Origin of the sequence: Frischella sp. Ac48 (genome assembly GCF_019641635.1) — a bacterium.
Classification (GTDB): Bacteria; Pseudomonadota; Gammaproteobacteria; order Enterobacterales; family Orbaceae; genus Frischella; species Frischella japonica.
In genome coordinates this window covers 164,997-186,886 of record NZ_JAETXP010000009.1, presented here as the reverse complement: position 1 = coordinate 186,886, position 21,890 = coordinate 164,997, and the positions used below count along the sequence as shown (strand labels likewise).

Sequence of the window (21,890 nt, the reverse complement as noted above, 5' to 3'; positions counted from 1 at the left end):
TGCGTAACGTAATACTGCATAATGAATTTTCAGCCATTACATAAAGATTAATTGCTTACCTGCCTCAGGATGTGTTGCTTCTTTACCAAACTGTTCCATAAAATAAGCAATATGATCAGCTTTATCTCCCAATAATCGACCACGAACCTTTTGCCATGTCAATAATACAATCGTCGCTTCAGGTTCACCAACAATTAACATTGGCTGATTATTATCGCTATTCCAAAAAAATTCTCCACCGTATAATTTATGCGCCGTTAACAATAAATAGCAGCCATACTCTTGCGTAATCATTGTGACCTGTTCTTCAGATAATATTAAATTTTTTTCTGCTAATTCACTTAAAATCACTTCAATGACACTGATACTTTTTTCCGAGTAATCTAATTGATTGATACTCCAGGTGGGACTATTAAATACGGCATTTTGCGCCCATGCTTGAATTTCCTGATAAAGTTCATTATTTTCTAACGACATAAAATACCTCTTAAGTTATATTCTGCTTTTCTCGTTGCTTAATTTGTTGCCAAATCTGTTCCATCTCTTCAAGTGAAACATCACTTAATGATTGATGACGATTTTGTATATGCGCTTCAACCTGTTTAAAGCGCTGCGTGAATTTACCGATTGCTCGTTGTAATGTGAATTCCGAACGCAAACCTAAATGACGAGCTAGATTAACGGTTGCAAATAATAAATCACCAACTTCTTCCTCAATATTTTGCTGTATTGGTGGCGTGCGTTGTACTTCAGTGATAACTTCATCTAACTCCTCTTGCACCTTTTCAATTACTGGTGCTAAGTTATCCCAATCGAAACCCACCGCAGCACAGCGTTTTTGCACTTTTTCAGCTCGCATTAATGCTGGCATTGACGCCGGAATATCATCGAGAATTGAAAACTGTTGTTTATGATTACGTTCTTGCTGTTTCAATGTTTCCCAGGCAATTTTTTGTTTATTATCCGTAAAAATATGAGGGTGACGTTGAATTAATTTGTGACTGATTGCCTGACATACATCATTAAAATTAAATAAGTTTTGTTCATCAGCTAATTCAGAATAAAAGACTATTTGGAACAGTAAATCCCCTAACTCTTTTTTAAGTTCGGCATAATTTTTATGTTCAATCGCATCCAAAACCTCGTAAGTTTCCTCCAAAGTACAAGATTTGATCGAATCAAATGTCTGAATCCGATCCCATTCACATCCCGTCGTAGGGTCACGCAATTGCTTCATTATTGCAATTAATTTTTCAATGGATTGCACAATAGCCTCTCAAAAATGGCTGTTAAAAAGCTATTATACTGATAGTAACTAAAAATGCGAGATTAACCGAATTCTCGATCAACAAATATCATTATTTTGTAACATGATTAATGTTTAAAAGACAAATTTCTCACTAAATATAAAAATAATACTCCCTCAACAGTAACAATAATAAATTGTAATATATTGATTATTAATCAATAATTATATTAAATCTAATTTTACAACAGAAATACACGAACTCATGTTGTTTTTCACGAAGAAAAAATTATAGTATACTAATTAACTTAACTTATTGATATTGATATAAACTTATGCATAATTTACGAGAACTTACCCTAAGAGGCATGATCTTAGGAGCTTTTATTACAGTCATTTTTACTGCATCAAATATTTATTTGGGGCTGAAGGTGGGTTTAACCATCTCTTCTGCTATTCCGGCTGCGGTAATTTCAATGGCGGTATTACGCTTTTTCCCTGGTTCCTCGATTCTTGAAAATAATATGGTACAAACGCAAGCTTCTGCGGCAGGTACTCTATCATCCATGATTTTTATTTTACCGGCATTATTAATGGTCGGTTACTGGCAGAGCTTTCCTTTTTGGCTGACCTTTGCTATTTGTGCTTCTGGCGGTATGCTTGGCGTTTTATTTACAATCCCGTTACGACAAGTCATGGTAGTACAAAGTGATCTCCCTTTTCCGGAAGGTGTGGCTGCCGCAGAAATCTTAAAAGCCGGCAGTGATGTCGATAATCATCAAGTTGCTAAAGCGGATAATGAAGGTTTGAAAGATATAATATTTGGTGGAACCATTGCTGCTGGCGTTAGTTTATTAACCAACGGTTTTAAAGTGATTGCTGATGGTACAGCTTATTGGTTTAGTTACGGAAAATCAATTTTTCAAATCCCTCTTGGTTTTTCTTTAGCATTATTAAGTGCTGGCTATTTAGTTGGTATTATGTCAGGAATTGCTATTTTAATCGGTAATATCATTTCATGGTGTTTTGCCATTCCAATTTTAAGTTCCTTAACAGATTATCCAACTGATGCCTCATTAATGAATGTTGCAATGGGTTTATGGTCAAAAGATCTGCGATTTATCGGTGCTGGTACCATTTCGATTGCTGCGATCTGGACGTTATTAACCTTAATCAAACCAGTATATCAAGGATTAAAAAGTTCGTTAACTTCACTAAAATCTGAAAAACACCATCAAAAAATCGAACGGACAGAACAAGATTTGTCGCCAAAAACGATTTTAATCATTATGGCTAGTATGTTGGTGATTTTGTTTTTTACCTTTTATTCCTTTATTGCTGATAGTGGATTATCAGCCGGTATTGCCTGGACATTAGTCATCAGCTCAGTGTTATTTGCTTTTTTTATGGGTTTTTTGATTGCCGCAGCTTGTGGTTATATGGCGGGGTTAGTTGGTTCTTCTGCTAGCCCAATTTCGGGAATTAGTATTATTGCGATTACCGTCATAGCTTTATTATTTCTTGGCTTAGGCGAAATCAATGGCATGTTAAATACCGTAGAAGGTTCACACTTTATTACCGCTTTAGCACTGTTCACTACTAGTGCAGTATTAGCTGTTGCCACCATATCTAATGATAATTTACAAGATTTAAAAACTGGATACCTCGTCAAAGCTACACCATGGCGCCAACAAGTTGCATTGTTAATTGGTGTCGTCATTGGCGCAATTGTCATAGCCCCAGTGTTAGATATTCTCTACCATGCTTATGGATTCAGTGGCGCTACTCCACGAGCAAATATGGATCCAAAACAAATTTTAGCTGCCCCGCAAGCCACTCTAGTTGCTACCATCGCCAAAGGAATTTTTACTGATCAAATGGAATGGACCATGATCTTAATTGGCATTGCAATTGGTGCAGTGATTATTGTTATTGATTTATGCCTTGGATTAACTAAAAGTAAATTTCGCCTACCAGCACTTGCCGTTGGGATGGGAATTTATTTACCACCATTAATTATTACCCCTATTTTTATAGGCGCCTTAATTTCATGGTTTGTGCGTCGTCAAGCCAACAAAATCAGCCATAATCCACAACATGAACGCAAGGTTGAACAAAAAGGTGCGCTCATCGCCTCAGGATTAATTGTCGGTGAAACCCTAGTTGGCGTTATTTTAGCTATTGTGATTGTTATTAGTAGCTCAAGTGATAACGATAGTTCACCATTAGCTTTAACGCATTTTATGCAGGCTATTTTCGGTAATCATACGAGTGTGGTTGAACAATTTTTGGGATTAACGATCTTTATTGTGATATGCATCGCATTTATTCGTCGTGCTTTATCGGCAATAAAAAATCGAGTGATATAAGATTATTAATAAAGCAACTTTTCAGATCATTTTAGCTTAAGGTATTTTTATGGTCTTATAAAATCTAGTCAAACCATTAGTAATATTTACTTAAGGAAATTGTATATTTATTAATTTTTATATCAAAATAAGGCACTAAAATATAGTGCCTCAATTACTTCGCTCAAGTTTTTAAAGAAAACTTCAGATTCTGATGTTTCAACCAGATAAATAAAAACAAAAAACACATCATAAATTATGATGTATTTTACTGTTATTGCTATACGACAGTGAACAAAACATAAACTTTATGCATAAAGAGGCAAACTGCAATTTGGGAATTAAAAACCCTTTTTTGAAAGGGTTATAATTTATTGATTATATTATTATTTAAATTTATCTCAATAAACACATTAGTAATAGAATTTTTGGATACCTTGTAATTTAACTAACATGCACTGATTGCTTTCTAACTTTACCTGCTATTTTTTTCGTCCTTATTATAACGGCACAATATATTGCTTTCGATGCTTATGTAATTGGTAATTTTTTATACGAATACCTTTTGGATACGTCATTCTGCTGTGTCGATATGAGGTTAATTAACACTATATAACTAATTGATTTTATATATAGTAATTATTTTATATAATTAAAGTATATTAATACGTCAAGATAAAAATTTTGATATGGTTCTACGACTTACAAAGTATTGTCAACAGCGGAAGGTTAGCACGTTTGAACCAGACAATAGCGAAAAGTAATCACCTAGAGACCAATTTCCCCCGCCGCTAACAAGGAACATTGAGAGCTTGCCTATTCTTGACTCGGCTACTAGTAAAATATTAAGTACTACACTTCAGCCATTAATGCCCATATAAACATCATCTTTTTTAAAAAAAGCTAACCAAGTAATGATCACATAATCCAATAATATTCATGACAAAAACATTCCCTTAAACTCATCTTCACTAACAATCAAAAAGTACAAACTTAACCAGAATCAGTATATAATATGCCAACTTTTACCAAGCAAATCTAAGGATAATAAAATGGGTCTTTTAAATGTACCTGCAGGTAAATCTCTACCTGATGATATTTATGTAGTAATTGAAATTTCAGCTAATGCTGATCCAATCAAATATGAAGTTGATAAAGAAAGTGGTGCGGTTTTTGTTGATCGCTTTATGTCTACGGCTATGTTTTACCCTTGTAACTATGGTTACATTAACCATACTTTATCGCTTGATGGTGATCCAGTTGATGTACTTGTACCGACACCATATCCTTTACAACCAGGTTCAGTAATTCGTTGTCGCCCAGTTGGCGTATTAAAAATGACGGATGAAGCCGGTCAGGATGCAAAATTAATTGCCGTTCCACATACTAAACTTTCTAAAGAATATGATCATATCAAAGATGTTAATGATTTACCTGAATTATTAAAAGCACAGATTAAACATTTCTTTGAACATTACAAGGATCTTGAATCAGGAAAATGGGTTAAAGTAGATGGTTGGGATAATGCCGATGCCGCTCGTAAAGAAATTTTAGAATCATTCGAACGCGCGAAAAAATAATTAACTTGTTTAGATTTTATCACCTTGCTATTTAGCTAAATAGCAAGGCTTTTTATTTTAAACTCTTCTTAGACATTTATTAAGCTATTAAATAAAACATTTAGTAATTCAACCCAATATTACACAAAAAGTTAACAATTATGTGATAGATGCAACGTTATTAAATATAAATTAAGAGTAGAATACGACTATATAAGATAAATATAACGATAACATTTTCTTTTGAAATTAATGTTTGTTACCTTTTTTATTAGCAATAAGTAAATAAAAAGTAAAAACATCATAGAATAGGGATGAAAACTGTTCAGATTGATTTACTGACACTATAATTTTTAATTATGAAATAATAATGGCATGACAGTTTTATTAGTAGAATAAAATCAATATCTAATGAAAAATCTAATCCTTAACGAAAAATATTATCGTTTCATTTTACAAATAAAATCAATAAATATTGGTTTAATAATAAAACATCATTAACAATTATTATAGTATTATTCAAATACGACATCACTATAATAAGCTCGCTTATAATGTTAAAACATACATTTATTTTGAGGACAGGCATATGAGTCAATTAGAAGAATTCAAAAAGTTTACTGTTGTTGTAGCCGATACTGGCGATATCGATTCAATCAAGCAATTTTCCCCGGAAGATGCCACAACTAACCCATCATTAGTGCTTAAAGCCGCACAATTACCACAATATAAGCATTTAATTGAATCAGCTATACAAACAGCAAAACAACTTGGAGGTTCAAAAGAAGAGCAATTGATTAATGCCAGTGATCAAGTCGCCGTCAATATTGGTGTCGAAATATTAAAATATGTACCAGGACGCATTTCCACAGAAGTCGATGCCAGACTCTCTTTTGACCGCCAAAAATGTATTGAAAAAGCACGTAAATTAATTCAGCTATATCAACAAAAAGGCATTGATAAATCGCGAATTTTAATTAAATTAGCCTCTACCTGGGAAGGTATTCGTGCAGCTGAAGAGCTTGAAAAAGAAGGGATCAATTGTAATCTAACGTTATTATTTTCGTTTGCCCAAGCACGCGCTTGTGCTGAAGCAAATGTCTTTTTAATCTCGCCATTTGTAGGACGTATTTATGATTGGTATCAAGCCAAACAACCTATTGCCAACTACAATGCCGATCAAGATCCCGGTGTCATTTCAGTACGTAACATTTACGATTACTACAAACAGCATGATTATAAAACCATTGTGATGGGAGCAAGTTTCCGTAAAGTGGAACAAATTTTAGCATTAGCTGGTTGTGACCGTTTAACGATTGCACCTAATTTACTAACGGAAATGCAAAATTCTACAGCACCAGTTGAGCGTAAATTGAATCCAAATCAACCACAAGCTAGTCGACCAGCGGCAATGACTGAAGCAGAATTTAGATGGCAACATAACCTTGATGCAATGGCGGTTGAAAAATTGGCTGAAGGTATTCGTGCTTTTGCCGTTGATCAAGGAAAACTGGAAGATATGCTAGCAAAATTACTGTAATCAATCTCATATGACATTGATTAATTTATAGATAATTCTATCCCTTATAAAATTGATATTGTTGGAGATAATAGAACATGAATACAACCACGTTATCTCATCGTGAGTTAGCTAATGCTATTCGCGCATTGAGTATGGATGGCGTACAAAAAGCCAAATCAGGACATCCCGGCGCCCCTATGGGTATGGCAGATATTGCTGAAGTTTTGTGGCGAGGTTTTCTGAAACATAATCCTGGTAATCCTAATTGGGTCGACCGTGACCGTTTTGTTTTATCCAATGGGCATGGTTCAATGTTGATCTATAGCTTATTGCATTTAAGCGGTTATGATTTAACAATTGATGATATTAAAAACTTCCGCCAATTACACTCCAAAACGCCAGGACACCCTGAATATGGTTATACTGTTGGTGTCGAAACAACAACTGGTCCACTGGGACAAGGTATTACTAATGCGGTCGGTATGGCGATAGCAGAAAAAACCTTAGCAGCACAATTTAATCAACCAGGGCATGAAATCGTAGACCACTTTACCTATACGTTTGTCGGTGATGGTTGTTTAATGGAAGGTATTTCTCACGAAGCGTGTTCACTGGCTGGTACTTTAAAATTAGGCAAACTTATCGCATTGTATGATGAAAATGGTATTTCTATTGATGGTCATATCGAAGGTTGGTTTGCTGATGATACAGCTAAGCGTTTTGAAGCCTATGGTTGGCATGTCGTCCGAGATATTGACGGCCATGATGCCAATGCAATTAAATTAGCAATTGAACAAGCACAAGCAGTCACTGATAAACCATCATTATTAATGTGTAAAACCGTGATTGGTTTTGGTTCTCCAAATAAAGCGGGTGGACACGATTGCCATGGTTCACCATTGGGTGACGCGGAAATTGAAGCAACACGTAAAAATCTAGGTTGGCAATATGCACCATTTGAAATCCCTGAACAATATTACGCGGCATGGGATGCAAAATCAAAAGGTCAAAAGTCAGAAGATGAATGGAATGCTCGTTTTGCATCTTATGAAAAAGTATATCCTGAACTAGCCAAAGAATTTAAACGTCGTACAGCTAATCAATTACCACAGAATTGGCAACAAGAAGCTAAAGCATTTGTCGAACATTTACAGGCTAATCCAGCAACTATTGCTACTCGTAAAGCTTCGCAAAATGCCATTGAAGCATTTGGCAAAATTTTACCAGACTTCTTAGGCGGTAGTGCCGACCTTGCTCCAAGTAACTTAACCATGTGGTCTGGTTCTAAAGAAATTTTAGCCCACCCTAATGGTAATTATATTCACTATGGTGTACGTGAATTTGGTATGTCTGCTATCATGAATGGTATTGCTTTACATGGTGGATTTGTGCCTTATGGTGCAACATTCTTAATGTTCATGGAGTACGCACGTAATGCTTTAAGAATGGCGGCATTAATGAAAATCCGTTCAATTTTTGTTTACACCCATGACTCAATTGGCTTAGGAGAAGATGGGCCAACCCACCAACCTGTTGAACAAACAGCAAGTTTACGTTTAACACCAAATATGAGTACATGGCGTCCTTGTGATCAGGTAGAATCAGCTATCGCATGGCAATATGCTATTGAACGACAAGATGGACCAACCGCATTGATTTTCTCCCGTCAAAATCTAAAACAACAAGATCGTAGCGCAGAACAACTCGCAAATGTCTATCGTGGCGGTTATATTCTGAAAGATTGTAACGGTACACCAGAGCTAATCTTGATCGCAACGGGTTCAGAAGTTGAACTTGCCGTTGAAGCTTATGAACAGTTAACTGAGCAAGGTAAAAACGTACGCGTTGTTTCTATGCCGGCAACGGATGTATTTGATAAACAAGATTCTGCTTATAAAGAAACAGTACTACCAAGCGCTGTCACCAAGCGTATTGCAATAGAAGCGGGCATTGCAGACTATTGGTATAAATATGTCGGTCTAACTGGAAAAGTGATTGGTATGACCACATTTGGGGAATCTGCACCGGCAGATCTACTCTTCAAGGAATTTGGTTTTACCGTTGATAATGTTTTAGCACAAGCTAAAACTTTGTTGAAGTAAATTTTAATTACAGATATTTCTGACTTCTTTGTAAAAAGAAAATATTCAAAATGTTCAGTCAATAGACTGAACATTTTTTTAGATTTTGTAAAAAATAAAGTCAGTAACCAAATCAATTAATTTACTGAGTCAATAAAGCCATTAGCTATGATGCGGTAAATATCAGAGTGATAATCTTGCAACAATCCAATAAATCTTACTCCCTCAAAGTGGCAAATTCTATCTGATAAATGTAAACAAAGACGCTAAAATTAAACATGACAGCGAGTAAATGATCGCTTTATAAAAAATTGATACTAACATTTTGTTTCTGTATATCTTCTCATAACCATCAGTACAGTTATATCATGTTCAAATTATGCTATAAAATGTTGATGGCTTGTTATCATGATCCTCCTTATTTTAAGAGTATTAGCTTATCAGCTAACTCACCGCCATAGATGTTTACTCCATCTACAAAAAGAAATGATATGATCGAGACAACAAAAGGAAAAGGACTTATTCTGATGATTAAATATTGAATATATTGTCTGAAAATGTCCAGCAATTTATGAAAATATTTAATATTTGAATGCACTATTAAGAAATATATAAACGTATTTCCAGTGATAAAAAAAGCCACTTTTCATAAGTGGCTTTCTTCTTGCGTTTTTTAAAATTAGCGACGTAAACCTAATTTTTGAATTAACTGATTATAACGTTCAACATCAGTACGTTTTAAGTAGTCAAGTAATTTACGACGGCTAGACACCATACGTAATAAACCACGACGACTATGGTGATCTTTTTTATGCTCAGAAAAGTGACCTTGTAAGTCATTAATACGAGCGGTTAAAAGAGCAACTTGTACTTCTGTAGAACCAGTATCGTTAGTTCCACGACCAAAATCAGCAACAATTTTTGCTTTATCTGCAGCAGTTAGAGACATAAAAAACCTCAATATTAGATTAATAAAAAAAACAGAAGCCCCGATCTCTAATTCAGTGACTCCAACAAAATTCACAACAAATAAAAATACCTGCTCATGAATGGCTGCTAATTATACTTTGATTTAGTGAAATAGCAAGTTAAACGACCATGACTTTAATCAGCCAATCAATAAAACTGACTACGCTGGTCAAATTTCAATTTATTGATATCACCTTGTTTACATTTTATAGTTAACAATAATCGCTCGCTTACTGATTATCTAAATAACCTATCGCCTATTATTCATAACATTGCTAGAATAGTGGCAATTTTTTTACTCTAACCAGAAAGGAAATTCACCGTGTCACACAAAACTCCGCTAAGTTATAAAGATGCTGGTGTTGATATTGATGCCGGCAATGAATTAGTTAATCGTATTAAACCCGTTGTAAAAAAAACTGTTCGCCCAGAAGTAATGGGAGGTTTAGGTGGATTTGGGGCGTTGTGCGCAATTCCACAAAAGTATAAACAGCCTATTTTAGTTTCTGGTACAGATGGTGTCGGCACCAAATTACGCTTGGCTATGGACTTAAATCGCCATGATTCTATCGGGATCGATCTGGTTGCTATGTGTGTAAATGATTTAATTGTTCAGGGCGCTGAACCGCTATTCTTTTTAGATTATTATGCCACAGGCAAATTAGATGTTGAAGTTGCTACCACTGTGGTAACGGGGATCGCCGAAGGATGTCAACAAGCAGGATGTGCCTTAGTCGGCGGAGAAACGGCTGAAATGCCTGGTATGTATCATAAAAACGATTATGATATTGCCGGTTTTTGTGTCGGTGTAGTCGAAAAAGCTGACATCATTGATGGCACTAAGGTTCAAGATGGTGATGCTATCATTGCATTAGCATCTAGTGGACCACATTCCAATGGCTATTCTTTAGTGCGTAAAATTCTTGAAGTGAGTGGCGTTGATCCCAATACAGAACAGCTAACTAATAAACCACTTGCCGATCATCTATTAGCGCCAACCAAAATCTATGTCAAATCTGTACTGAATTTACTCACACAAATTGACGTTCATGCCATTGCACATATTACAGGCGGTGGATTTTGGGAAAATATCCCACGCATCCTGCCTAATAATACCCAAGCAGTGATTAATGCTAAGAGTTGGCAATGGCCTGCTATTTTTAAATGGTTACAACAAGCCGGTAATGTAGATACACATGAAATGTATCGTACTTTTAACTGTGGCGTAGGTTTAATCATTGTATTACCCGAATCATCAGTAAAACAAGCCTTGACAATACTTAATAACAGTGGCGAAACCGCCTGGTTATTAGGTCACATAACAGCATCCCAATCTGCAGAACGCGTGCTTATTGAATAACAAAATGGGTAAGGGGCAAATTCCTGCCCTTTATTTTTGGATAAAAAATGAAAAAAAAAATTGTGGTATTAGTGTCTGGTAACGGCTCAAATCTCCAAGCGATTATTGATGCGTGCCAATCAAATCAAATAAATGGTAAAGTGGTTGCAGTAATAAGTAATCAACCCAATGTTTATAGCTTAATTCGCGCTAAACAGGCAAATATTCCTAGTCATGTCATCAATCATAAGGCATTTATTTCACGTGAAGAATTTGATGATAAAGTACAACAACAAATTGACTGCTATCAGCCCGATTTGATTGTTCTCGCTGGTTATATGCGTATTCTAACAACAGATTTTGTTCAACATTATGCTGGTAAGATGTTAAATATTCATCCTTCTTTATTACCAAAATATCCTGGACTACACACCCACCGCCGAGCCATCGAAGCAGGAGATAAAGAACATGGTACCACCGTTCACTTCGTTACCGAAGACTTAGATGGTGGACCAATAATTTTGCAAGCTAAAGTACCTATTTTTGATAATGATACAGAACAAGATGTTACTGAACGCGTTTTAACTCAGGAACATCGAATCTATCCATTAGTTGTCAAATGGTTTTGTGATAATCGCTTAAATATGCAAGATGGCAAAGCTTACTTAGACGGTAAACTTATCTCATCAGCCGGTTATGGTGAAGATTAATTTAGGCTAACTGCTTCGTTCTGATAACTAAATAATTTTATTATTGTATAAATTTAGTACTATAAAAATTAATGTTAGGTGCATATTCAAATATTTGGCAAAGAACAGTTGACCTTTTGTCAATTATTTGCCAATGTAATAAGTAAATCTAATCAGGGTTATTTGTTCCTAAATAATAAAAAGGGAGGTCAATCATGACTTTAAATATTACAAGTAAACAAATGGATATTACACCAGCGATCAGAAGTTATATTGAAGATAAAATGTCTAAACTCAATAAATGGCGAGCGCAACTGATTAATCCTCACTTCATATTATCTAAGGAACCTGATGGTTTCATGGTTGATGCCACTATCACTACCAAAGGATCTCCACTTGTAGCTTCGGCAAAACATGATGATATGTATACTGCTGTCAACGAATTAATTAGCAAACTTGAAAAACAGCTCAATAAACTGCAACATAAAGCAGAATCTCGACGTGCATCCGAAAGTATTAAAAACTACGTTCCTGAATAAAACATTTCTCATTGATATTTATAAGGCATCAAAAGATGCCTTAATATTATCTAACAGCATAAAAATGTTTACTTAGTAACTTTATTTTCAACAACTCAATTTATAAGCTATTGTTTACCGACAATATTTAACTATTTTATAAACTGTAACAAGATAATCTACATTAAATTTATAATGTTATTTTTTGAAAAGAAATGACAATGTTTTATATAGACTTTTTTCATTGAAAGATCGCCTGTAAATTAATAAAACAATATTTCAGAAGAAGATAGCCGCGATTTAAAATACTAATACAACAAAAGATACGCTATATATCAAGCAATTAACATAGAACATTTTTAAAACAAAATGAGAAAGTTTTATTTTTTCTTTACAAAAATGATTGTTAGAATAGTCGGTTCAAAATCGAAACTATATTGAATAAAAATGTCATTAAAATCGCTTATTATCACTGGTTTATTCTGTTTTATTTCACCATTCACATATGCGAATGATCATAGCATTCCCCCTCTTTCACTGTATTGGACGATTCCTTTTATCGTAATCATATTTGCTATTGCCCTATTACCTATATTGATTAGCACTATATGGCATCGACATTACGGCAAAATCATTGGCGGTTGTAGCTTATTATTTATCATAGCTTATGGTTGGCAATTTGGTCTATTAGCGATAACTCATCTCATTTGCCATACTGTTCTAATCGAATATATCCCATTTATTATCCTATTAGCCGCATTATTTACCGTAGCTGGGGGAATTTTAATTGAAGGAAATTTTAATGGTAGCCCAAAACATAATATGCTGTTACTCGCCATTGGTACGTTTTTAGCATCTGTCATGGGAACTACTGGCGCGGCAATGTTAATGATTCGCCCTATCATAAGTGCCAATAAACAACGTCAATACCGAGTACATACCATCATCTTTTTTATTTTTTTGGTAGCAAATATTGGAGGAGGATTAACCCCATTGGGCGATCCTCCGTTATTTATCGGTTTTCTAAATGGTGTCGATTTTATTTGGACATTAAAGCACATGAGTTTACCAGTATTAATCAATACAGCATTATTACTTATTTTATTTTATAATATTGATGGTTATTATTACCGAAAAGACTGTCAACGATTGCTAAGTAAGCCAACGTTGTCATTAACCATCAAAGGAAAAACCAATTTTATTATCTTATTTGCCATCATTGTTACCATATTGGCTACAAGTGTATGGCAGTCAGATATATCAATCAACATATTAGGAACAACGCTCACATTACCCAATATAATTCGTGATATGATATTAGTCATTCTTACCTTATTATCACTCATGACCAGCAAATCCATTCGCGAGCAAAATCAATTTAATTGGCAACCCATCATTGAAGTGGCCAAATTGTTTATAGGTATATTTATCACCATTTCACCTGTGATTGCTATTTTAAAAATGGGCAAAGAAGGCAGTTTATCCAATATCATATCGTTAGTAACTAACGATTATGGTGAGCCAATAAATCTAATGTATTTTTGGTTGAGTGGCTTGCTATCTGGATTTTTGGATAATGCACCCACTTATTTAGTCTTTTTTAATCTTGCCTCTGGTTCGGCGAATTTTCTTATGCAAAGTTTACCAACAACTTTATTAGCAATATCAATGGGATCTGTTTTTATGGGAGCGCTTACCTATATTGGTAATGCACCTAATTTTATGGTGAAAAGTATTGCCGAACAATCTGGTTTTGATATGCCCAGCTTTTTTGGTTATATGCGTTGGTCAATTGGCCTATTAATGCCTATTTTTTTAATTGATAGCCTGCTGTTTTTTATTCTTTAACTAACTCATCGAGGGTTTTGATTAGCTGGAGTAGGTTTAATACCTCCTCCTCTTCTTTCAAACTTTCTTCAAAATAGGGATGTAAAGCAAAATTACGTGGAATATCACTATTAGCATCGATAATGGCACGCATTCTGGGTAAGAATACCCATTGAAGCCATTCATTGGATTGCATCGTATCAATAGCAAAAGGTTGCTCACTTAAAAAAGCATTTGGCTCGGGAGGTAGCGCTTGCCATAACGCAATGCGTTGCATCTCTAACTCAATGTCATTGAGTAGCTGATTTAACTGTTGTTTAAAATTATCCATGTTCGTTCACACTATAAGGTTATCGTTTATCTAAATTAATCATAACTACACGATTATTTTAATAAATTATGGTAATGTTCCCAATCAAAATAAGGTCCTGGATCTGTTTTACGATTCGGTGCAATATCACTATGTCCAACTAAGGCTTTAATCGGATAATACTTTTTTAAACATTGGGTTATCATAGTCAATTGTTGATATTGAATGTCAGTAAATGCATCAAAATCACTTCCTTCTAATTCAATACCGATTGAATAATCATTACACTTTTCTTTGCCTTCAAAACATGATACCCCCGCGTGCCAAGCTCGTTTATCAAAAGAAACAAATTGCAAAACTTCGCCATTACGCCGAATAAATAAATGACTTGATACTTTTAATTGATAAATGGATTGAAAATATTCATGCTCATTAGGGCTAAGTTGCCCAGTAAATAACTGCTCAACATATGGCCCACCATACTTTTGAGGAGGCAAACTAATATTATGAATTACCAATAATGTAATCATTTCGCCAACTGGTCGCTCATCAAAAAATGGCGAAGCAATAAATTCGGCTCCGCTTAAACGACCATTTTGTATTTTGCTAAACATTTTAATCCTATTTTAGTATCAGCATTTTGTACTTCATGTCGCAAAATTATATCATGTGTTGGAATCTTGGTTAATGATTTGCTTTTTACCCACCATATTTTAGTTTCCTAAGTCAAATCAAATTCAAAAAAGAATATAGTTTTATCACTCAGATTAATTTGAAAATTTACCGAGACATTTATGTTCAAACACTCTTTACACTTAACTGCTCACCAATCAGGATTTACATTAATTGAATTAATGATCGCCATAGCAGTAATTGCGATTTTAACCGCCATCGGTTTACCGACTTATCAAGGCTATGTTCAAAAAGCAGCAATGACCGATATGTTACAGACCATGAGTCATTATAAATCTGCTGTTGAAATCTGTGCATTTGAACAAGGGAAACTCTCGGCTTGTCATAGTGGAAGTAATGGTATTGCCGATACTAAAACAACTAATTATGTTGCGTCCATAAAAGTTGCATCCGGTCTCATTACCATAATAGGACGTAATACTCTATCGGGTCTAACGGTGGTATTAACCCCCACAATTAATACGACAAATGGTGATATAAGTTGGTCAAAGAACTGTCAAACCAATCCTTTAAATAATGGGTTGACTCAAGCTTGTAACGACGTATTTAGGTTTTAATAATGAACAATTCTAAACAATATGCCGAATATGAAGTCATTGAATTGACTAACCAAATTATTCAAGATTCAGTAATGAAAAGAGCTTCAGATATTCATCTTGAACCTTATCAGAATGTTTACCGTATTCGAATACGCATTGATGGAATATTACAGCTCTTTAATACCTTACCGACTCAATTAGCTAAACAAATTACAGTACGCATTAAAATTATGGCTAATCTAAATATCGCCGAACAACGTTTACCACAAGATGGGCTATTATGTTTAGGAAAACTAAATATGCGGATTTCGACGTTACCGGTGATTGATGGTGAGAAAATTGTATTACGCATTATGGATAGTGCTCAACATAGTTTATTAATTAACCAGATTGGTTTAACCGCTGAACAACAATTAGATTATCAAACTGTACTTGATAATCCTCAGGGATTAATTTTAGTCACCGGACCTACCGGTAGTGGCAAAACTGTCACCTTATATAGTGGATTGAATTATATTGACAGTTCACAACGTAATGTTTGTTGTGTTGAAGATCCAATCGAAATCCCATTAGAAGGGATTAATCAAACACAAATTAATCTAAAGGCAGGATTAGATTTTGCTCCGATCTTAAGAGCGTTATTAAGACAAGATCCAGATATTATTATGATTGGGGAAATACGTGACACAATTACTGCCGAAATCGCAATTCAAGCTTCACAAACTGGTCACTTAGTACTTTCAACACTCCACACTAATTCAAGTGCTGAAGCACTATTCCGGCTTAATCAAATGGGGATTAAAACATATCTCATCGCTTCGAGTTTAAAACTCATCATAGCACAACGCTTAATCAGGAAGTTATGCCCTAATTGTAAAGTTTTAGCCGAAAATACTTTGATTGTTGAAGAAAATGACCAGCCCAAACATTATTCTCATTACCTTGCTAAAGGTTGCCAATATTGCCTTGGTGGCTATTGTGGTCGCACGGGTATTTATGAATTTCTATTGATTACACCGGCGATTCGTTCCTTACTCCTGGCGCACAATCAATTCACGTTAGACCAAATACAGCAACTAATGCAGCAACAGCAAATTATCACGTTATCCACATCTGCATTAAATCTAGTCAAACAAGGCATTACTTCATTTGCAGAAGTTCAACGCGCACTGGGAGAAAATTATTAATCGGTGGTTATGTTTATGAAAAAACTCTATCTTTGGTACGACCTTCACGGCAAGCAGCACGTAATAGTAGCAAACTCAGGCATACAAGCCCGGCAATTATTGTTGGGCCAGCAAAAAATATTTTTTAAGTTGACAGCAAAAGGATATATCACCAAAAGAAGCTTTTCTTGTCAGCAATTGATTGTGATAACCAAACAGTTAGCAACCATGTTAAAAGCCGGGCTACCAATTATAGAAACGTTAACATTAATATCAAATGAACACCCCATTCTTCAATGGCAATGGTTACTTAATGAAATTAAACAACACCTAATAGAAGGTAAAACAATTACTCAAACCCTGCGTTTTTATCCGGATATTTTTCCAATAATTTATCAAGAAATTATTGCCACTGGAGAACTAACAGGACAATTAGAAAACAGTTTTGAGCGCTTGGGTGAACAGTTAGAAAAGAGTCAACAGCTTAATAATAGAATAAAAAAAGCGTTACGCTACCCAATTTTTTTATTATTAATGACTATAACTGTCAGCCTGATTATGTTATTAGTTGTATTACCTAATTTTAAAGATATTTATCAAAATTTTGATGCTGAACTTCCCCCTTTTACCTTAACAATTATAGTATTTTCTGATTTCTTGCGTGATCACGTACTGTCTATTTTTGGCATTGGTTTGCTGTCTGGTATTATTTATCAAAAATACCTCAAACAACGTTATCAAAAAATAATTGAAAAACAATTATTTAAACTACCAATTATCGGCCAATTAATGACAACAGCCAACTTAACGCAGATCTTCGAAACTTTAACAGTTACTCAACAATCCGGTATTCCATTAGTCACTGGCATAATGACAGCCCAAAAAACGACTTACCATCATATATTTCAAGAGGTTCTAAATAATATCAAAATGACCATAGAACAAGGTAAATCCTTCAGTTTTGCTATTAATGAATCTATAATTTTTCCAAAACTCTGTTTTCAGCTTATCATGATTGGCGAACAATCAGGTACTCTTGATATTATGTTAGAACGACTAGCTAATTATTATCAACAACACAATGATCAACTAACTGACAGCTTAACAAGCAAAATTGAACCAGTTATGATTTCAATCATGGCACTAATTATCGGTAGCTTAGTCATAGCAATGTATTTACCAATTTTTCAATTAGGGAGCATTATCCATTAATGAGTACCATTGTTATCATCGTAACTGGCTGGTTGGGATTATGTTTGGGTAGTTTTACCCATTTAGTGGTAAGTCGTTATTCCCCAATCCAAACTAGTCACCAATTTTTTAATGCAATTATATTGCAACGTTCTCATTGTCCCAAATGCGAATCCCAATTAACATGGTTCTCACTTATCCCGGTTATCTCTTGGTTAATGCAACAAGGTAAATGCCATTCATGCGCTGCACCAATTGCGATTCATTATTTACTTGCTGAACTATTTTTTGCCATTATTTGCATGTTAATTGTCAGTTATTATGGCATTTGCCTGTGGTCAATAATATTAATTTTATTAAGTATTATTTTCACCATTTTAATCATTATTGATTACGTTTATTTGCTACTACCAGATAGTTTTAATTATTCAATCTTATTGTTAGGAATGATCTGTGCGGTTTTTGAACTCGGTCGTTTAAATTTAATGGAGGCATTATGTGGAAGTATATTTGGGTTACTTTTACTGGGGTTGCCATCCCTTTTTTATTATTTATTAACCAAACGTATCGGTTTAGGTAGTGGCGATATTAAATTGCTCGTCGCATTAGGCTCTTGGCTTGAATATCCTCAATTACCAATATTGCTAATTATCGCCAGCTCATTGGGTCTGATTCATTTTTTTATTATTAAAAAATCTTGGATAAAATCGTTTAAGAAACACACCATTAATCAAATGACAGCTATTCCATTTGGTCCATATTTACTTATTGCAGGTTATGGATTATTAATTTGTTGAATTTATCATTATAAAATGAGCATTTTATTGAAATCACTATTTCGTTTTTTATCTAAATAGCTCACTTTTAATGGGATTATTTACGCTTTTTTGAGAATAAAAATCAGCTATAACCAATAATATTACAAACCTTTGCAGTTATAACTCGGTATGATAAGCTAATAACATGATCGAGAATTTAATTTAATTATTATGCCTTATATTGTTGCTTTAACCGGTGGAATAGCAAGTGGTAAAACAACTATTGCCAATCTTTTCGCGCAATTGGGAGTACCGATTATTGATGCCGATATGATTGCTAGACAAGTTGTTAAACCTGATACACCAGCTTATCAACATATTGTAGCCCATTTTGGTCAACATATCGTTTTACCATCTCGAGAATTAAACCGAGCCAAATTACGTAACATAATTTTTAATTATCCAGAACAAAGGTCATGGTTAAATCAATATTTACACCCTATCATTCAATCTGAAACCCAACAACAAATAATGCAATTCCATACCCCATATGTCATTTGGGTTGTACCATTATTAATTGAAAATCAATGGCATAAATATGCTGATCGCATATTAATAATTGAAACATCGCAGCAAGTTCAATTAGAAAGACTACAAAAACGCGATAAAATTGATAAAAACTTAGCAAAAAATATGATATCATCGCAGATAACTAGTGAAGATAGACGTCGTTATGCCGATGATATTATTATCAATGATGATCAAACAGCTGACCTTTCTCAACAAGTTACACAATTACATAAACAATACCTTAAATTATCACAAAAAATTATTTAGAAATTAATTATATATACACATGGATAATGCAAAAACTATGGTGATTTTTGAACATCCACTCAATGAAAAAATGCGAATTTGGTTACGTCTCGAATTTTTAATTAAGCAACTGCTACATAATAAAAATTTTGAAGCCAACAATGCTTTGTTTTTCTTTCATTTATTAGACGAACTTTTGGAAATCATCGAGCGCAATGATATTCGGAGTGACTTACTCAAAAATATTGAAGAACAGAAACAGAAATTATCAATTTGGCTTGATGTACCAGGTGTAGATAAGCCTTTACTTGATGATCTATTAATTAAATTAAATACTTTTATACACGAACTGAATTTCAATCCTAAACTAGGTCAGGATTTAAAGGAAGATCGTTTCATATCTTCAATTCGTAAACGAATCACAATCCCTGGTGGATGCTGTAGTTTTGATTTACCTTTTTTTCACCTATGGTTACAACAACCACAAACGATTAGAGAAGAGCAAATCGATCAATGGTTACAAAGTTTGTCGACTTTATTTCAAACGATATCGCTATGTATGCAACTCATTCGTCAATCGAGTCACTTTGAACAGCTCTCTTGTACTAATCATTTTTATCAAAATAGTCAGGATGACATTAGCTTATTGAGAATTAAAGTCCCGTTAGATAAAAAACTATATCCACAAGTTTCTGGCAATAATAACCGGTATGCTATTCGTTTTTTACCATTGGAACCGATTATGAATAATAATGACCAAGAAATGTTGGTCGAATTTGAATTAGCGTGTTGTTGAATTAAAGTAAAGGTAAGACTATGCTATAATAATTAGAATGTTATTAATGGCATAATAAATATGAAAGCAGAAAAAAACATTGTAAAATGTCCAACTTGTCAAAAATTGGTTGAATGGAGTAACGAGAATTCTTATCGACCTTTTTGTAGCAAACGTTGCCAATTAATTGATTTAGGCGAATGGGCCAATGAATCACATCGTATTGCTGCTGATGATCCCATTGAAGAAGATTTATGGAGCGAAGGCAATATGGCAACGTTCCAACATGACGATGAAATGTCATAATGAACAATAGGCAATTTTCAATCCACCCACTAGACAATATGACCAATTAGTAATCAGACATGTGACATTCTTGAATGAGTACATCAAACTTGATCAATGATGCACTACGTTGAAACGAATGAATAGACCTATGCAAAAGTAATGAGTATAACTAATGAAAATTTTGGCAATTGAAACCTCCTGTGACGAAACAGGTATTGCAATATATGATGACCAACAAGGTTTGCTGGCTAATCAACTTTATTCACAAATTGATCTGCATGCTGATTACGGTGGAGTTGTTCCAGAACTGGCCTCACGTGATCATATCCGTAAAACGGTCCCTTTAATCAAGGCAGCATTGCAGGAAGCAGGATTATCCTCACAGAACATCGATGCAGTTGCTTATACTGCCGGTCCGGGATTAATTGGTGCTTTACTTGTCGGAGCCTCTATTGGACGCTCTTTAGCCTATGCTTGGCAGGTACCAGCTATCGAAGTACACCATATGGAAGGACACCTATTAGCCCCTATGTTGGAAGAAAATCCACCGAAATTTCCGTTTGTTGCCTTACTTGTATCCGGTGGACATACTCAACTCATTAAAGTAACAGAAATTGGACACTACGAATTATTAGGGGAATCGATTGATGATGCCGCCGGCGAAGCTTTTGACAAAACGGCTAAATTATTAGGATTAGATTACCCTGGGGGATCAAAATTATCTCGTTTAGCACGTTTCGGGGACCCAAATCGTTTCCGTTTCCCACGTCCTATGACCGATAGACCAGGACTCGACTTTAGCTTTTCTGGTCTAAAAACTTTTGCTGCGAATACTATTCATCAACATTTACCATTAAATGAGCAAACTAAAGCTGATATTGCTCGAGCTTTTGAAGACGCATTAGTTGACACTTTAGTAATCAAATCTAAACGAGCTTTAGAACAAACGGGATATAAACGTTTAGTTATTGCTGGTGGGGTTAGTGCTAACACCGTGTTACGCCAAAAGCTAGGTGAAATGATACATAAAATTCATGGGCAAATACATTATCCACGGGTAGAATTTTGTACCGATAATGGCGCAATGATAGCTTACGCAGGCATGGTGCGTTTAAAAGCTCAACAAGCTACTGATTTAGCTATAAATGTTAAACCACGATGGCCATTAAACGAATTGACCAACTGCTGAATAATATTGAAAAATATGTTACTCGTTAAAACAGGATATTTAATAACATATTTTTAAATTATACAGA

The 21,890-nt window shown here is 34.6% G+C and carries 21 protein-coding genes; 16 read left to right on the top strand and 5 right to left on the bottom strand.

Features of this window, described 5'->3' with window-relative positions:
* Positions 1-36 precede the first annotated feature (36 nt).
* The gene (locus tag JMI89_RS05670; protein ID WP_220679537.1) at positions 37-477 is read right to left on the bottom strand and encodes a hypothetical protein; all 441 of its coding nucleotides are present in this window, start codon (positions 475-477) and stop codon (positions 37-39) included.
* A 10-nt stretch (positions 478-487) separates the two neighbouring features.
* On the bottom strand, positions 488-1,270 hold the full coding sequence (gene mazG, locus JMI89_RS05665; RefSeq protein WP_370633722.1) for a nucleoside triphosphate pyrophosphohydrolase: 783 nt from the start codon (positions 1,268-1,270) through the stop codon (positions 488-490).
* 311 nt (positions 1,271-1,581) lie between these two features.
* On the opposite strand from mazG, the gene JMI89_RS05660 reads away from it, so the two are divergent.
* The 4 genes from JMI89_RS05660 (at position 1,582) to tkt (ending at position 8,777) form a co-directional block, all read left to right on the top strand.
* On the top strand, positions 1,582-3,615 hold the full coding sequence (locus JMI89_RS05660; protein WP_220679535.1) for an OPT family oligopeptide transporter: 2,034 nt from the start codon (positions 1,582-1,584) through the stop codon (positions 3,613-3,615).
* A gap of 1,031 nt (positions 3,616-4,646) precedes the next feature.
* On the top strand, positions 4,647-5,174 hold the full coding sequence (gene ppa, locus JMI89_RS05655) for an inorganic diphosphatase (protein WP_220679534.1): 528 nt from the start codon (positions 4,647-4,649) through the stop codon (positions 5,172-5,174).
* Positions 5,175-5,742: 568 nt separating this feature from the next.
* Positions 5,743-6,693 (top strand): transaldolase, encoded by a 951-nt coding sequence (gene tal / locus JMI89_RS05650; RefSeq protein WP_187754572.1) that lies wholly within the window; start codon positions 5,743-5,745, stop codon positions 6,691-6,693.
* A 77-nt stretch (positions 6,694-6,770) separates the two neighbouring features.
* Complete coding sequence (tkt, locus tag JMI89_RS05645; RefSeq protein WP_220679533.1) at positions 6,771-8,777, top strand: transketolase; 2,007 nt, start codon at positions 6,771-6,773, stop codon at positions 8,775-8,777.
* 658 nt (positions 8,778-9,435) lie between these two features.
* Here the strand turns inward: tkt and rpsO are convergent.
* Entirely contained in the window at positions 9,436-9,705 is a 270-nt protein-coding gene (gene rpsO, locus JMI89_RS05640; protein WP_187754570.1) for a 30S ribosomal protein S15, read from the bottom strand.
* 342 nt (positions 9,706-10,047) lie between these two features.
* On the opposite strand from rpsO, the gene purM reads away from it, so the two are divergent.
* The 4 genes from purM (at position 10,048) to JMI89_RS05620 (ending at position 14,119) form a co-directional block, all read left to right on the top strand.
* The gene (purM, locus tag JMI89_RS05635; protein ID WP_187754569.1) at positions 10,048-11,085 is read left to right on the top strand and encodes a phosphoribosylformylglycinamidine cyclo-ligase; all 1,038 of its coding nucleotides are present in this window, start codon (positions 10,048-10,050) and stop codon (positions 11,083-11,085) included.
* 47 nt (positions 11,086-11,132) lie between these two features.
* Entirely contained in the window at positions 11,133-11,774 is a 642-nt protein-coding gene (purN, locus tag JMI89_RS05630; RefSeq protein WP_187754568.1) for a phosphoribosylglycinamide formyltransferase, read from the top strand.
* 194 nt (positions 11,775-11,968) lie between these two features.
* Complete coding sequence (raiA, locus tag JMI89_RS05625) at positions 11,969-12,292, top strand: ribosome-associated translation inhibitor RaiA (RefSeq protein ID WP_187754567.1); 324 nt, start codon at positions 11,969-11,971, stop codon at positions 12,290-12,292.
* Positions 12,293-12,718: 426 nt separating this feature from the next.
* A complete protein-coding gene (locus JMI89_RS05620) occupies positions 12,719-14,119 on the top strand; it encodes a sodium:proton antiporter (protein WP_187754566.1) in 1,401 nt (466 codons plus the stop codon).
* On the opposite strand, the gene JMI89_RS05615 is transcribed toward JMI89_RS05620, so the two are convergent.
* The gene (locus JMI89_RS05615) at positions 14,109-14,429 is read right to left on the bottom strand and encodes a YqcC family protein (RefSeq protein WP_187754565.1); all 321 of its coding nucleotides are present in this window, start codon (positions 14,427-14,429) and stop codon (positions 14,109-14,111) included. The two genes, JMI89_RS05620 and JMI89_RS05615, sit on opposite strands and share 11 nt — an antisense overlap.
* Positions 14,430-14,482: 53 nt before the next feature.
* Positions 14,483-15,022: a 1,6-anhydro-N-acetylmuramyl-L-alanine amidase AmpD gene (gene ampD, locus JMI89_RS05610; protein ID WP_220679532.1), complete on the bottom strand. Its 540-nt coding sequence runs from the start codon at positions 15,020-15,022 to the stop codon at positions 14,483-14,485.
* Between the two features lie 180 nt (positions 15,023-15,202).
* Here ampD and ppdD point away from each other — a divergent pair, with 180 nt between their 5' ends.
* The 8 genes from ppdD (at position 15,203) to tsaD (ending at position 21,823) form a co-directional block, all read left to right on the top strand.
* Positions 15,203-15,658: a prepilin peptidase-dependent pilin gene (gene ppdD, locus JMI89_RS05605; protein WP_187754563.1), complete on the top strand. Its 456-nt coding sequence runs from the start codon at positions 15,203-15,205 to the stop codon at positions 15,656-15,658.
* 2 nt (positions 15,659-15,660) lie between these two features.
* On the top strand, positions 15,661-16,827 hold the full coding sequence (locus tag JMI89_RS05600) for a GspE/PulE family protein (protein WP_220679531.1): 1,167 nt from the start codon (positions 15,661-15,663) through the stop codon (positions 16,825-16,827).
* A 15-nt stretch (positions 16,828-16,842) separates the two neighbouring features.
* On the top strand, positions 16,843-18,018 hold the full coding sequence (locus JMI89_RS05595; RefSeq protein ID WP_220679530.1) for a type II secretion system F family protein: 1,176 nt from the start codon (positions 16,843-16,845) through the stop codon (positions 18,016-18,018).
* Positions 18,018-18,794 (top strand): A24 family peptidase, encoded by a 777-nt coding sequence (locus tag JMI89_RS05590; protein ID WP_220679529.1) that lies wholly within the window; start codon positions 18,018-18,020, stop codon positions 18,792-18,794. The genes JMI89_RS05595 and JMI89_RS05590 overlap by 1 nt, the downstream gene beginning before the upstream one ends.
* A gap of 192 nt (positions 18,795-18,986) precedes the next feature.
* Complete coding sequence (coaE, locus tag JMI89_RS05585; RefSeq protein ID WP_220679528.1) at positions 18,987-19,592, top strand: dephospho-CoA kinase; 606 nt, start codon at positions 18,987-18,989, stop codon at positions 19,590-19,592.
* Between the two features lie 19 nt (positions 19,593-19,611).
* Positions 19,612-20,367, top strand: a complete 756-nt coding sequence (zapD, locus tag JMI89_RS05580) for a cell division protein ZapD (RefSeq protein ID WP_187754558.1) — start codon at positions 19,612-19,614, stop codon at positions 20,365-20,367.
* A gap of 60 nt (positions 20,368-20,427) precedes the next feature.
* Entirely contained in the window at positions 20,428-20,652 is a 225-nt protein-coding gene (gene yacG / locus JMI89_RS05575; protein ID WP_187754557.1) for a DNA gyrase inhibitor YacG, read from the top strand.
* A gap of 154 nt (positions 20,653-20,806) precedes the next feature.
* A complete protein-coding gene (gene tsaD, locus JMI89_RS05570) occupies positions 20,807-21,823 on the top strand; it encodes a tRNA (adenosine(37)-N6)-threonylcarbamoyltransferase complex transferase subunit TsaD (RefSeq protein ID WP_220679527.1) in 1,017 nt (338 codons plus the stop codon).
* Positions 21,824-21,890 lie beyond the last annotated feature (67 nt).

Coding starts and splice junctions, on each gene's coding strand:
- JMI89_RS05670 (WP_220679537.1), bottom strand. CDS start 477: ATGTCGTTAGAAAATAATGAACTTTATCAGGAAATTCAAGCATGGGCG.
- JMI89_RS05660 (WP_220679535.1), top strand. CDS start 1,582: ATGCATAATTTACGAGAACTTACCCTAAGAGGCATGATCTTAGGAGCT.
- ppa (WP_220679534.1), top strand. CDS start 4,647: ATGGGTCTTTTAAATGTACCTGCAGGTAAATCTCTACCTGATGATATT.
- tal (WP_187754572.1), top strand. CDS start 5,743: ATGAGTCAATTAGAAGAATTCAAAAAGTTTACTGTTGTTGTAGCCGAT.
- tkt (WP_220679533.1), top strand. CDS start 6,771: ATGAATACAACCACGTTATCTCATCGTGAGTTAGCTAATGCTATTCGC.
- rpsO (WP_187754570.1), bottom strand. CDS start 9,705: ATGTCTCTAACTGCTGCAGATAAAGCAAAAATTGTTGCTGATTTTGGT.
- purN (WP_187754568.1), top strand. CDS start 11,133: ATGAAAAAAAAAATTGTGGTATTAGTGTCTGGTAACGGCTCAAATCTC.
- raiA (WP_187754567.1), top strand. CDS start 11,969: ATGACTTTAAATATTACAAGTAAACAAATGGATATTACACCAGCGATC.
- JMI89_RS05620 (WP_187754566.1), top strand. CDS start 12,719: ATGTCATTAAAATCGCTTATTATCACTGGTTTATTCTGTTTTATTTCA.
- JMI89_RS05615 (WP_187754565.1), bottom strand. CDS start 14,429: ATGGATAATTTTAAACAACAGTTAAATCAGCTACTCAATGACATTGAG.
- ampD (WP_220679532.1), bottom strand. CDS start 15,022: ATGTTTAGCAAAATACAAAATGGTCGTTTAAGCGGAGCCGAATTTATT.
- ppdD (WP_187754563.1), top strand. CDS start 15,203: ATGTTCAAACACTCTTTACACTTAACTGCTCACCAATCAGGATTTACA.
- JMI89_RS05600 (WP_220679531.1), top strand. CDS start 15,661: ATGAACAATTCTAAACAATATGCCGAATATGAAGTCATTGAATTGACT.
- JMI89_RS05595 (WP_220679530.1), top strand. CDS start 16,843: ATGAAAAAACTCTATCTTTGGTACGACCTTCACGGCAAGCAGCACGTA.
- JMI89_RS05590 (WP_220679529.1), top strand. CDS start 18,018: ATGAGTACCATTGTTATCATCGTAACTGGCTGGTTGGGATTATGTTTG.
- coaE (WP_220679528.1), top strand. CDS start 18,987: ATGCCTTATATTGTTGCTTTAACCGGTGGAATAGCAAGTGGTAAAACA.
- zapD (WP_187754558.1), top strand. CDS start 19,612: ATGGATAATGCAAAAACTATGGTGATTTTTGAACATCCACTCAATGAA.
- yacG (WP_187754557.1), top strand. CDS start 20,428: ATGAAAGCAGAAAAAAACATTGTAAAATGTCCAACTTGTCAAAAATTG.
- tsaD (WP_220679527.1), top strand. CDS start 20,807: ATGAAAATTTTGGCAATTGAAACCTCCTGTGACGAAACAGGTATTGCA.